This window comes from Saccharothrix hoggarensis, from assembly GCF_052936025.1.
The window spans coordinates 5,120,908-5,132,960 of record NZ_CP193624.1; the positions used below are offsets into that span (position 1 = coordinate 5,120,908).

Consider the following 12,053-nt stretch of genomic DNA (forward strand, 5'->3'; position numbering starts at 1 on the left):
GCCGCGGCTTCTACTGTGGACTGTGCGTCTTGGCGGTGAGCGCCTGAGCTTGGCGGTGGTGTTCGGCGGCCTGGTCGTGGCGACCCAGCACAGTGGACAGACGGGCCAGGTGGTGTGCGGTGGGACCCAACGTGATCAGGCCGCTGCCCGCGCCGGCCAGTTCGCCGGCGGCCGGGAGGAGTCGCGGGTAGAGGCGTTCCGCCAGGGCGCGGTCCTCCAGTTCGACCGCCGCCCTGGCGTGCAGGCAGGTTCGGGCTTCGAAGAGGAGGTCGTGCGGGGAGTCCGGGACGGCCGCGGCGGCGGCTCGGGCGGCGTCGCGGTCGCCGCGTGCGAGCAGGACCAGCGGACGTGCCCACGGTTCGTGCGGGCCCCAGTCGGCGTCGGGCACCTCGCCCAGGCTCAGCAGCGCCAGCGGGAGGAGTCCGCGCTCCAGACCGGGCATCCCGACCCCGGCCAGGCGGGACGCGGCGGCGCGGTAGGCGGTCCGCGCCTCGTCACGGCGGCCGGTCACGGCCAGTCGGAGCGCGGCGTACCAGGCGGTGAACACGCCGACCAGGGGCAGGTCGTGGCGGCTGGCGAGGGCGTCGGCCGCGGCGGCGTGGCGGTCGGCGGACGCGAGGTCGGCCAGCGCGGCGCCGGACTGGACCAGGACCAGGTGGGCCAGCACCTCGAACGTCACCAGGCCGTGCCGGGCGGCGAGGTCGAGCAGTTCCGCGCCGATCCGCGACCGGTGCGGCGCCAGGCCGGCCCGGTGGAACGCGTGCATGAACCGGCCGTTGAGCGCGAACGCCAGCAACGCCGGGTCGTCCAGGTCGCGGGCGATCGCCTCGGCCTCACGGGCCGCCGCCAGGCCACGGCCCCCGGTGTCCCCGCGCCGTTCCATCGCGATGGTGAGCAGCAGGCGGGCGCGTTCGGCGTCGTGCCCGGGAGGGAGGGCGGCGAGGGTGCGTTCGGCGGCGGTGACGAGGCGGGCGGACAGGGCTTCGTCGTCGTTGGCGGTCCAGATCGCGGGCACGTCGAACGCGCCGATCGCGCGTGCCGCCGCGACCGGGTCGGTGACGACCTCGGCGACCGCCTCGGCCCGGTGCCGACGCGCCTCCGCCAGGTCGCCGGTCACGGCCAGCGCCCGGACCATGCCCATCACGGCTTCCCGCCGTGCCGGGGGGTCGGGGCGGTCGGAGCGGTCGAGTGCGGTGACCGCCTCCCGCCACAACGCGGCCGCCTGGTGCGGGGCGAACCGGCGTTCCGCCCGTTCGGCGGCGGCTCGGGCGTAGTGCGCCGCGCGGGCGGGCGTGGCCCGGTTCCCGGCGCGGAGGAGGTGGTGCGCGATGGCTTCGACGTCGTCGGGGTGGAGCCGCTCGATGACGTCGGCGGCCTGGGCGTGCCACCGGGCGCGGCGGGCGCGGGCCGTGTCGTCGTAGAGCGTTTCCTGGACGAGCGCGTGCGCGAACCGGAGGTGGTCGGCGTTCGGCTCGACGAGGAAACCGGTGAGGAGGGCCGATTCGACCGAGTCGAGGACGGCGTCCTCGTCCTGCGCCAAGGCCACCAGCACGTCGAGGTCGACGTCCTGGCCGAGCACGGCGGCTTGCCGGAGGTGGGTGCGCGCGGTCTCGGGGAGCGTCGCCAGGCGGTGGCGGATGACGTCGCGGACGCCCGCGGGCACGGCGTGCAGGGCCGCGTCGCCCTCGGACTCCCAGAGCCGGGTCAGCTCGCGGACGAGGAACGGGTTGCCGGCGCTGCGGGCGTGGATGGCGCGGGCGTCGGCGGCGGTCGGCTCGCGGTCGGTGAGGGCGTCCACGAGGTCGCGCACCTCGGGTTCGGTCAGGCCGCCCAGGTAGACGCGGGTGGGCTCGGCGCGGGCGGCGCGGCCGAGGGCTTCGGTGAGGGCGGTGGAGATCTCGGTCGAGCGATAGGTGCCGATGAGCAGCAACGGTCCCGTGCCGGGGTCGGCGGCCAGTGCGGTCAGCAGGGCGAGCGTTTCCTCGTCGGCCCAGTGCAGGTCGTCGAAGACGAGGAGGACGGGCGTGCCGATCGCGGCCAGGTAGGAGCCGATGGCCCGGTGCCGGTGGAACCGCGCCGCGACCGCGTCGGCCGGGGTCGGTTCGGTGGCGGGCGGCGGCACGTGCCCGGTGGAAGCCAAGGTCTCGCGCATCCGCGTCCACGGCCAGGCGGCGGGCGCGCCGGGCGGTTCGGGGCAGGCGCCCCAGGCCGTCGTCCAGCCGCCGGCCTCCAGCCGCCGAACCAGCGCCGCCGCCAACGAACTCTTCCCCACACCGGCCGTTCCGGACACCAACACCAACCGCGACCGCCCTGCCCCCACCGCCGACCGCGCGACGCGCTCCAGCTCGGCCAACTCGTCCGCGCGGCCGACGAACGGGTGCCCGTTGGCGTCGGGGAAGTCGGCGGCCGGAGGCGCGACGGCCGGCGACCCGGCTGGTGACGACACAGCGGCCGACACAGCGGCCTGCACGTCGGCGGCCTGTGCGGCAGGCGGCACAGCGGTGGGCGACACCTCTGTCGACGGCGGCGAAGCGCTGGACGCCCCAGCAGGCGGCACCTCACCGGGCGCCTCGGTGCGCGGCGGCTCTGCGGCCAGCGATCCGGCAGGCAGCGACTCGGCGGGCAGCGACTCGGCGGGCAGCGACTCGGCGGGCAGCGACTCGGCGGGCGCCACTGGCGGCGGAGTCGTGGGCGGCGTGGTCGGGGGCGGTGGGGTCGGGGGCGGTGGGGTCGGGGGCGGTGGGGTCGGGGGCGGTGGGGTCGGGGGCGGTGGGGTCGGGGGCGGTGGGGTCGGGGGCGGTGGGGTCGGGGGCGGTGGGGTCGGGTGGGGTGGGTCTGATTGGAGGTGGGGGGCTTGGGCAAGGATGTCCGCTTCCAGGCGGCGGAGGGGGTGGCCTGGGTCGACGCCCAGTTCGGCGCGGAGGGCTTCTCGGGCTTGGCGCAGGGTTTCCAGGGCCTCCCCCTGCCGGCCGGTGCGGTAGAGGGCCAGGGCCAGGAGCCGCCTGCCGTCCTCGCGCAGCGGGTGCCGTGCGACGTGCGCGCGCAGGTCCGGCACCGCCTCGGCCGCCTTCCCCACCGTCAACGCCACCTCGGCCCGCCGCTCCACGGCCAGCAGCCGCAGCTCGTCCAACCGGGCGGCCTCACCGCGGGCCCAGGCGTGCTCGGCGAACTCGGCGTAAGCGGGACCGCGCCACAGGGCCAGGGCCTCGTCCAGCGTGGCGTGGGCGGCTTCCGGGTGGGTTGCCGCCAAGGCGTCGGCCACTGCCGCGTCGAAGCGCCAGGCGTCCACGGCCTCCGGCGCGGCGCGCAAGGCGTAACCGGGCGGCACGGTCACCAGCAGCCGGGCAGGAGCACGGGGCGGGCGGTCGGGTTCGAGGGCCTTGCGGAGCGCGCCGACGAACGTCTGCACGGCGCCTAGCGCGCCGTCCGGCGGGGAGCCGTCCCAGAGGTCGTCGATCAGCCGCGTCACCGGCACGACCCGGCCACGGGCCACCAGCAGCCGGGCCAGGACGGCGCGGTGGCGCGGGCCCTTGAGGTCGACCGGCCCGCGCTCGTCCGCGGCCTCCAGCGGCCCCAACACCCCGAAACGCACCATCGCCGACAACGTAGCCGACCGTCCCCGACCACCGCTGATCGAGCGCTGACCGGGTGCTGATCGGTGACGTCGACAGTGGACTCACCAACGGGCAAGGAGCACCGATGTCACCGAAGATCCCCTCGTTCACCGAACGCCGGGTCACCGTCGCCGACGGCGTCGCCCTCAACGTCGCCGTGGGCGGCTCGGGCAGTCCGGTCGTGCTGCTGCACGGCTTCCCGCAGACCCACCTCATGTGGCGGCACGTCGCGGCCGACCTGGCCGCCGACCACACCGTCATCTGCCCCGACCTGCGCGGGTACGGCGACAGCGACAAGCCGGCCGACACCGACGGGCAGGCGTACTCGAAGCGGACCATGGCGGCGGACGTCGTCGCCCTCGCCCGCGCGCTCGGCCACGACCGCTTCGCGCTGGCCGGGCACGACCGGGGCGGGCTGGTCGCGATCCGCGCGGGCCTCGACCACCCGGACGCGGTCACGCACCTGGCGTCGCTGGACGTCCTGCCCACGCTGGACATGTGGGACGTGCTGCACGGCACGTCCGCCGCCGTCGCCTTCCACCTCTACCTGATGGCCCAGCCGCCCGGCCTGCCCGAGGCGATGATCAGTGCATCGGCGGACGCGTTCTTCGGCCACTTCCTCGACCTGTGGGGCGGCGACCGCGACACGATCCCGGACGACGTGCGCGCCGCCTACCTGCGGGCGTCACGCGAGGCCGTCCCGTCGATCGTCGCCGACTACCGCGCCTCGGCCACCGTCGACGTCGACCACGACCGCGCCGACCGGGAGGCCGGCAACCGGCTGCGGATGCCGGTGACCGTGCTGCAACAGGACTGGGGCGCGGCCCTCGGGTTCGACGCCGCCGCCCGCTGGCGGGACTGGGCGCCCGACCTCGTGCACCGGACGGTGTCGTGCGGTCACTTCATGGCCGAGGAGGCGCCCGCCGACGTCGTCAAAGCCCTGCGTGACCTGCTCGCCCGGTGAGGTCGCGGGCTGACGGGCTCACGCCGCGGACAGGTCGACGACCAGGAGCCGGTCCTCCCTGGCGATGACGACCATGACGTAGTCCTCGGTGGACGGCTCGCCGTCGCTGGGCGTGAGCGCGAGGGAGACGTGGACGGTGTACGTGGCGCCGTTCGCGGTGACCTCCGGCCCGTCGACGACCTCCAGCGACGTGTACCCGCCCCAGAACTGGTCGTCGTCCCACTCGGTCGGGCGGTTCTCCGGAGCCCAGTTCTGCCGTGCCGTCGCCGGGTCCTGGGGGAGGTTCGCGAAGTGGTGCAGCGCGAACGCGCTCACCTCCGCCGTGCCGGGCAGTTCCGTCGACGGCGACGCTTCGGGCTCCTCCGTCCACGTCGTCTCGGCCGTCTCGGTCGGGTCGTCGGGGTCGTTCGGGTAGGGCACGTCCGTCGCGTTCGAGGTCGGGACCGCCTCGGACGTGACGGCGGGGTTCGACGTGCGGGCCGAGTCGGACGCGCCCGCCGCCGTCCGCTGGTCGGTGTCGGGCAGGGACAGGATCACCACGGTGGTCGCGATGGCCACCGCCACCGCCGCCGCGACCGCGGGCACGACCCACCGCCGACCGTTGCCGGTGGGTGGAGGGGAGCCGGCGGTGGGCGGTCCGGACGTGGGCACGGGCGCCAGGGCCGTGCGTGCGGGAGGTGGGGCCTGGCGCGGCTGGGCGGGTGGCATGGCCCTGGTCCGCGGCCGGCTGGCCGGCGGGGTCGGCGACGTCCGGGCCGGCATCCCGCCGGAAGGGGTGGACGTCGGGGACGTCCGGATCGGCGGGTTGCCGCCAGGCGGGGTCGGTGAGGTGCGGAGCTGCGGGGTGCCGCCAGGCGGGGTGGGTGAGGTCCGGGCCTGTGAGGTGTCGCCAGGCGGGGTCGGTGAGGTGCGGAGCTGCGGGGTGCCGCCGGGCGCGGTCGGTGGGGTGCCGCTGGGCGGGGTGGGAGCCGGTGACATCGCGGCCGGGTTGCCGCCCGGCGGGGTCGGTGCGGTGCGGGTCGGCCCGGCCAGTTCGGCCAGCTGCCAGGTCGCGGCCTCGGCGGTGGGCCGGGCGGACGGGTCGTCGGCTAGCAGTCGCACGAGCAGCGGCGTGAGCGGGCCGGACCGGGTGGGCGGCACGATCCGCCCACTGGCGATGCGGTGGAGCATGCCGAGGTCGTTCTCCGACGGGCCGAACGGGGGCGTGCCCTCCACCACGGCGTAGAGCGTCGCGCCCAGGGAGAACACGTCCGCCGCCGGGCTCGGGTCGGCTCCGCGCGCGAGTTCGGGCGCGAGGTAGGCCAACGTGCCCGCGAGCATCCCCGTCCGGGTGACGGTGACGTCGCCGACCGCCCGCGAGATCCCGAAGTCCGTGATCTTCACGACTCCGTGGTGCCCGATCAGGACGTTGCCGGGCTTGATGTCCCGGTGCACCACGCCCGCCTGGTGGGCGGCGGCCAGGGCGGCGGCGATGCGACCGCCGATCCGGGCGGCCTCGGCGGGCGGCAGGGGTCCGTCCTCGGCCAGGACCGCCGACAGGCTGCGGGACGGCAGGTACTCCATCACCAGGCACGGCTTGCCGTCCTCGATGACGACGTCGAACACGCCGATCGCGTTCGGGTGCTGGAGCCGCGCCGCGATCCGCGCCTCGCGCATGGCCCGCCGGCACGCCTCGTCCACCTCCGCCGCGCCCAGGCCGGGCAGCAGGAGCTGCTTGACCGCGACCTCGCGCTGCAGCACCTCGTCGTGCGCACGCCACACCACGCCCATCGCACCACTGCCGAGCTGTTCGAGCGTGGTGTAGCGGTTCCCGACCTTGGTCACGGCGGCAGAGGCTAGTGGAGCCACAGCGTCCGCAAGACCGCTTCCCGAAGTTCCGCCGGGCGGGCGGGCGCCGGAGCGCCGGACACTGTGGGGACGCGGAGCGGGAAGGATCGGGTCCATGAACGAGCGCGTCCTGGTGACCGGCGGCACGGGCCTGCTCGGACGCGAGGTGGTCGAGCGGCTGGTGCGCGACGGACGCGACGTCCGGGTGGTGAGCCGCGGCCATCGCACGTGGGTCGGGCGACACGAGTGGGTGATCGCGGACCTTCGGTCGGGTGACGGTGTCGCGGAGGCCATGAGCGGTGTCACGACCGTCGTGCACTGCGCGACCGCGTTCGGGAGGCAGGTCGAGCCGGTGCTCGCGCGCACGATGGCCGAGGCGGCACGGCGTGCCTGCGCTCATCTGGTGTACGTGTCCATCGTCGGCGTCGACCGCGTGCCCCTCCCCTACTACCAGGGCAAACTCGCCGCCGAACGGGTGGTGGAGGAGTCGGGCGCGCCGCACACCATCCTGCGGGCCACGCAGTTCCACGACCTGCTGCGCGCGCTGTTCGCCTCGGCCGCCAGGTCGCCGGTCATGCCGGTGCCCGCGGTCCCGTTCCAGCCGGTCGACGCGGGCGAGGTGGCGGACCGCCTCGCGGACCTTGCCCTCGGTGAGCCGCGGGGTCGGGTCGCCGACCTCGGCGGCCCGCGGGTCAGGTCGGCGCGCGACCTGGCCGGGGCGTTCCTCCGGGCCACGGGACGGCGACGTCCGCTGCTGCCGGTCCGCCTGCCCGGCCGGACGTTCCGCGCCTACCGCGCGGGCGGCCACCTGGCCCCCGACCACGCGGACGGCACGGTGACGTTCGAGGACTACCTGGCCGCGCACCCGGACCCGTCCGCCACCTCCTACCGGCCCTGACCGACCGCGCGCGACGGCGAGCGACCGTGCCCGACCGTGCCCGGCGGTGAGCGACCGTGCCCGGCGGCGAGCGGGGTGGCCTACTGCGCCTCGCTCCGCTCGGTCCGGGCACGGTGGGCGCGCAGCGAGCCGGGGTGGGCCTTCGCGGACGGGTCGCGCCGCGTCTTGACCAGGCTCGCGACCGTCACCACCAGCAGCACCACGACGATCACCGCCAGGCTGAGCAGCGTCGGCACCTCGGGCACGCGCTCGTCCACGTCGGTGTGCGCCCAGTGCAGGATCAGCTTCACGCCGATGAACGCCAGGATCACCGACAACCCCGTCGACAGGTACACCAGCCGGTCCAGCAGGCCCTTCACCAGGAAGAACAGCGCGCGCAACCCCAGCAGCGCGAACGCGTTGGCCACGAACACGATGTACGGCTCGGCGGTGATGCCGAAGACCGCCGGGATCGAGTCGAGCGCGAACAGCACGTCGATGCTGCCGATCGCGAGCAGCACCACGAACAGCGGCGTCACGACCCGCCGCCCGCCGTCGCGGGTGAACAGCTTGCCGCCCGAGTAGTCGTCGGTCACCGGCAGGACCCGGCGCGCGGTCTTCACCACGACGTTGTCCTCGACGTCCGGGCTCTCGTCGCGGTGCCGGAACAGCTGCACGGCCGTGTAGATGAGCAGCAGGCCGAACGCGAGGAACACCACCGAGAACAGCGACAGCAGCGTCGCGCCGAGCGCGATGAACACCGCGCGCAGGGCCAGCGCCAGCACGATGCCGAACGTCAGGACCTTGTGCTGGTGCGCCTCGGGCACGGCGAACGTCGACATGATGATCACGAACACGAAGAGGTTGTCGACGGACAGGCTCTTCTCCACCAGGTACCCGACGAAGTACTCGGTGCCGTAGTCGCCGCCGTGGCTCAGCGTGAACCACACGCCGAACAGGACGGCGACGAGCACGTAGAACACCGACCACGCCGTCGCCTCGCGGATGCCGACCCGGTGCGGGCGCGCGACGGCCTGCACCAAGTCCACCGCGAGCAGCGCGAGGACCAGGCCGATGGTGAGCGCCCAGGTGAGACCGCTGATGTCGAGCACGGTCACCGGGCCGACGTCGGCGGCGTGGGCGGCGGCATGGGCTTCGGCGGCACGGGTTCGGGTCCGGGCGGCTCCGGGCGGCGCGGCACGGGTTCGGGGGTGACGGGGTCGGACGGGTCGGGCTGTCGTGCCCTCTGCGGCGCGGTCACGGTGTCCCTCCTCGGGTCAGGCGTTCTCGTTGCGGTGCACGACGGCCACCGAGCACGGGGCGTGGTAGAGCACGGCGTGGCTGACGGAGCCGAGCAGAGCCCGGCGGACCGCGCCGCGGCCGTGGCTGCCCACGACGAGCAGCGAGGCGTCTTTCGCGTGCTCCAGCAACGCGTGCGAGGGGCCGTCGAGGGCCACGGCGCGGCGCACCCGGACGTCCGGGTGGTCCTGCTGGTGGCCCGCCAGGCACCGCCCGATCAACGCCTCGGACTCCTCCTCCACCTGCCGCCGGTTGGCGTCCCGCTCCCGCAGCGGCGCCAGCGCCTCCACGGGCAGGTCGGCCCAGGCGTGCACGGCGAGCAGGTCGCGGCCGTGGCGCTCGGCGTGCTCGAACGCGTAGCCCGCGGCCAGGTCGCTCGTCTCCGACCCGTCCACGCCGACGACCACGGGGCCGTCCTCGGAGCCGTCGCCGCGGGCCACCACGACGGGACGGCGGTGGTTGGCCACCAGGTCGGCGGTGGTCGAGCCGAGCAGCGCCCGGGACAGCCGGGAACGGCCGGACGAGCCCAGGACCAGCACGTCCGCCCCACGGGCGACGCGGCCCAGGGCGTCGGCCGGGTGGCCGTACTCCAGCGCCGTGCGCACGTCCAGCCCCGGGCACAGCCGGGTGCAGTCGGCGGCGACCACCGCCAGCTCGTCCTCGGCGTACCGGCGGACGGCCTCCTCGCTCACGGCCTCGGGCAGCGGCACGGCCATCGGGGTGAAGGCGAGGTCCGGGACGGGTCCGCGCAGCACGTCCACGAGCAGCAGCGGGACGTCGCGGCCACGTGCCTCGCGGGCGGCCCACAGCGCGGCCGATCGTGCCTGGTCGGAGCCGTCGAAACCGGCCACGACCATCCCGTGGCCGTCGTCCCCGGGGCTGGGCATCACGTCACCTCCGCGCGGTGGCAGGACACCGGGCGGGTACCCGTCGCGGACGCCGGGGTAACCCGCGCGCCGGTCCGGGCGTAACGCCGGGCGGTCGCGCGACGACGCCATGAAGGCAGCCGCGGGTCCACCGGAGAGGCGTCGCTCATGACCGATCGGCAGTGGTGGGGCGAGGACATCGCCGTCGAGACCACCGAGGTGGACGGGCTCCCCGTCACCAGGGTCACCGGCGAGGTCGACGCGCTCGGCGTCGACCTCCTGCGCGAGGAGCTGGACGACCAGCTGGACCGCCGACCCCGGATGCTGGTCGCGGACCTGACCGGGGTGACGGTCCTCGGCTCGCTCGGCATCGGGCTGCTCCTCGACGCGCACCGCCGTGCCGCCGCCGACGGCGTGGAGTTCGCCGTGGTGGCCGCCCAGCGGGCGGTCGTGCGGCCGTTGCGGCTCACCGAGGTGGACCGGGTGCTCACCGTGCGGCCGACGCTCGCCGACGTGCTCGCGCCCGCGGCCGGCTGAGCCGGCGGGTAGCGGACGTGCCGCGGGGTAGCCCGACCGCGTGGTGTCGTTGTCGGTCGACCACGGGTTCACCGCGTACGGGCCGTCGCACTGGGTGGTGCTCGGGCTGTTCGCGGCGGGCGCCGCGACGGTGGTGGTGGTCGGCCGGCGGCAGCGCTCACGCCGGTTCCCGCGCGCGTTCGCGGCGGTCGTGCTGGGCCTCCAGGTCGGCATCCACGTCTACCTGATGCTGCCGCCGCGCTGGGACGTCCGGTCCTCGCTGCCGCTGCAGCTGTCGGACCTGGCGGGGCCGGTCGCCGCGTGGGCGTTGTGGTCGGGCAGCCGGTGGGCGTTCGCGCTCACGTACTACTGGGGTCTGACGTTGAGCGTGCAGGCGCTCGTCACGCCGGTGTTGCGGGTCGACTTCCCGGACGTCGGGTTCCTGCTGTTCTGGGCCACGCACCTGTTCGTCGTCTGGGCGGCGGTCTACCTGACCTGGGGCCTGCGCCGGCGGCCCGGCTGGCGTGACTACCGGCTGGCCGTGCTGGTCACCGTCACGTGGGCGGCGGCGGTGTTCGCCCTGAACGTGGTTCTGGGGTCCAACTACGGCTACCTGAACCGGAAACCGGCGACCGCGTCCGTGCTGGACCTGCTCGGCGACTGGCCGTGGTACCTCGTGCCCGAGGCGGCGGCCGTGCTCGGCGTGTGGGCGTTGATGACGTGGCCGTGGACGAGGACCCGGACCGCATGAGCGAGCACCGGGACACCGCGGCACGCCGAAGACCACCTGGCGGCAGGACGTCGACGCGCTCGGCCGGGTCGCCTTCGACAATGGGCTCGCGAACACCGTCGGAAACGGGCGAAAATGACGGACCCCGCATTCCACCGGGGCGGAACGGGGGGTCCGGTCAATGCTCACCTACCGCTGCGGTACGCGATCCACGCGTCCTGCATGCGGGTGTTCTGGCCCGGCGTGAACTGGTTGTAGCAGTCGTCGTAGGAATAGTCCATGTAGTTGTGGATGGGGTCGAGGCCCGGCAGCGAGCAGGAGTCGCGGCCCTCCGGACAGCCCGACGTGGAGCCGGACTGCGCGGGGGTGTCGGCCACCTCGTCGTTGGTCGCCGTGCAGCCGCCCTGGAACGTGTGCCAGAGGCCCATCCAGTGGCCGACCTCGTGGGTCAGCGTCTTGCCGAGGTTGAAGTTCACGGCGCTGCCACCGGGGACGCTGGAGTAGTCGATCACCACGCCGTCCAGCAGCGGGTCGCGGGCGTACCAGCTCGGGAAGGTGGCGAAGCCGAGGCCGTTGATGTCGACCGACCACACGTTGAGGGTGCTCGCGCCGCCCACGCGGGTCGCCGACTTCATCTGCTTCTCGACGCGCGCCTTGTCCGTGCCGGTGAACCAGGTGTTGTTCGACCAGCGCTTGGTCTCCTGCAGGACGAACGTGAAACCGGTGTCGGCGGCCACGCCGGGGGCCTCGGCGCCCGCGAAGCCCTCGTTGAGCACGCGCACCTGCTGCGCGACCGTCGCGTCGGTCATCGCGCCGACGCCGCCCGTGCCGGTCACGACGTGGAACACGACGGGGATCGTGCCGCCCGCGGCGGCCTGGAAGCGGCCCTCGGCCTTCGCGGCGGCGACGCGTTCGCGCAGGTCGCGGTTCATCCGCTCGGCTTCGGCCTGGCTGATCTCGTTGCGCTCCTGGCCCTGGGCGCCGGGCTTGGCGCGGGCGGCGGACGAGGTGTCGACGCACTCGATCGAGCGCTGCGCCACGGCGGACGTGCTGCCGTCCGCGGTCGGGCCCAGGACGGTGAGCGCGCCGAGGGCGAGCGCGCCGGCGAGCAGGGTCGCGCGACGCCGGTGGTGGTGGGTTTCGAGCATGCGGAGTCCTCCGTGCAGGGTGGGGACGGGGCCTTTCGCGCCCCGCGGAATGATGGCCCAACGAGAACGGGAGGAATAGGCCGCGATTCGAATCCTGCCGCATTCGTGACGTTGACCGGTTCACTTGACGCACCGTTGACGAAAGGCCCGACTTTCGTCGCTTGCCCGTCCGGGAAACGGCTGCTACCACGCGGTCGGCGACGGGCGCGGAT

The 12,053-nt window shown here is 74.7% G+C and carries 10 protein-coding genes; 4 read left to right on the plus strand and 6 right to left on the minus strand.

The features are described 5' to 3' along the window. Nucleotides 1-10 precede the first annotated feature (10 nt). Entirely contained in the window at nucleotides 11-3,595 is a 3,585-nt protein-coding gene (locus ACRAKH_RS22920) for a BTAD domain-containing putative transcriptional regulator (RefSeq protein ID WP_447009269.1), read from the minus strand. 104 nt (nucleotides 3,596-3,699) lie between these two features. On the opposite strand from ACRAKH_RS22920, the gene ACRAKH_RS22925 reads away from it, so the two are divergent. Further along, a complete protein-coding gene (locus ACRAKH_RS22925) occupies nucleotides 3,700-4,578 on the plus strand; it encodes an alpha/beta fold hydrolase (RefSeq protein WP_380726891.1) in 879 nt (292 codons plus the stop codon). Nucleotides 4,579-4,596: 18 nt separating this feature from the next. Here the strand turns inward: ACRAKH_RS22925 and ACRAKH_RS22930 are convergent, their stop codons facing one another. Then, nucleotides 4,597-6,402: a protein kinase domain-containing protein gene (locus ACRAKH_RS22930; protein ID WP_447009270.1), complete on the minus strand. Its 1,806-nt coding sequence runs from the start codon at nucleotides 6,400-6,402 to the stop codon at nucleotides 4,597-4,599. 118 nt (nucleotides 6,403-6,520) lie between these two features. Between ACRAKH_RS22930 and ACRAKH_RS22935 the strand changes: the two genes are divergently transcribed. Continuing rightward, entirely contained in the window at nucleotides 6,521-7,303 is a 783-nt protein-coding gene (locus tag ACRAKH_RS22935; RefSeq protein ID WP_380726887.1) for an SDR family oxidoreductase, read from the plus strand. A gap of 80 nt (nucleotides 7,304-7,383) precedes the next feature. Here the strand turns inward: ACRAKH_RS22935 and ACRAKH_RS22940 are convergent, their stop codons facing one another. The 3 genes from ACRAKH_RS22940 to ACRAKH_RS22950 are packed head-to-tail and all read right to left on the minus strand — an operon-like array spanning nucleotide 7,384 to nucleotide 9,468. Continuing rightward, nucleotides 7,384-8,394 (minus strand): TerC/Alx family metal homeostasis membrane protein, encoded by a 1,011-nt coding sequence (locus tag ACRAKH_RS22940; protein ID WP_380726895.1) that lies wholly within the window; start codon nucleotides 8,392-8,394, stop codon nucleotides 7,384-7,386. Between the two features lie 2 nt (nucleotides 8,395-8,396). Continuing rightward, a complete protein-coding gene (locus tag ACRAKH_RS22945; RefSeq protein WP_380726886.1) occupies nucleotides 8,397-8,543 on the minus strand; it encodes a hypothetical protein in 147 nt (48 codons plus the stop codon). Nucleotides 8,544-8,559: 16 nt separating this feature from the next. Beyond that, nucleotides 8,560-9,468: a universal stress protein gene (locus ACRAKH_RS22950; protein ID WP_380726884.1), complete on the minus strand. Its 909-nt coding sequence runs from the start codon at nucleotides 9,466-9,468 to the stop codon at nucleotides 8,560-8,562. A 147-nt stretch (nucleotides 9,469-9,615) separates the two neighbouring features. Here ACRAKH_RS22950 and ACRAKH_RS22955 point away from each other — a divergent pair, with 147 nt between their 5' ends. Both ACRAKH_RS22955 and ACRAKH_RS22960 read left to right on the plus strand, forming a co-directional pair. After that, a complete protein-coding gene (locus ACRAKH_RS22955) occupies nucleotides 9,616-9,984 on the plus strand; it encodes an anti-sigma factor antagonist (RefSeq protein WP_380726882.1) in 369 nt (122 codons plus the stop codon). Nucleotides 9,985-10,024: 40 nt separating this feature from the next. After that, on the plus strand, nucleotides 10,025-10,714 hold the full coding sequence (locus ACRAKH_RS22960; protein ID WP_380726880.1) for a YwaF family protein: 690 nt from the start codon (nucleotides 10,025-10,027) through the stop codon (nucleotides 10,712-10,714). A 164-nt stretch (nucleotides 10,715-10,878) separates the two neighbouring features. Here ACRAKH_RS22960 and ACRAKH_RS22965 read toward each other — a convergent pair whose 3' ends face one another. Then, nucleotides 10,879-11,841, minus strand: a complete 963-nt coding sequence (locus ACRAKH_RS22965) for a zinc metalloprotease (RefSeq protein WP_380726878.1) — start codon at nucleotides 11,839-11,841, stop codon at nucleotides 10,879-10,881. Nucleotides 11,842-12,053 lie beyond the last annotated feature (212 nt).

Coding starts and splice junctions, on each gene's coding strand:
- ACRAKH_RS22955 (WP_380726882.1), top strand. CDS start 9,616: ATGACCGATCGGCAGTGGTGGGGCGAGGACATCGCCGTCGAGACCACC.
- ACRAKH_RS22935 (WP_380726887.1), top strand. CDS start 6,521: ATGAACGAGCGCGTCCTGGTGACCGGCGGCACGGGCCTGCTCGGACGC.
- ACRAKH_RS22925 (WP_380726891.1), top strand. CDS start 3,700: ATGTCACCGAAGATCCCCTCGTTCACCGAACGCCGGGTCACCGTCGCC.
- ACRAKH_RS22965 (WP_380726878.1), bottom strand. CDS start 11,841: ATGCTCGAAACCCACCACCACCGGCGTCGCGCGACCCTGCTCGCCGGC.
- ACRAKH_RS22950 (WP_380726884.1), bottom strand. CDS start 9,468: ATGCCCAGCCCCGGGGACGACGGCCACGGGATGGTCGTGGCCGGTTTC.
- ACRAKH_RS22920 (WP_447009269.1), bottom strand. CDS start 3,595: ATGGTGCGTTTCGGGGTGTTGGGGCCGCTGGAGGCCGCGGACGAGCGC.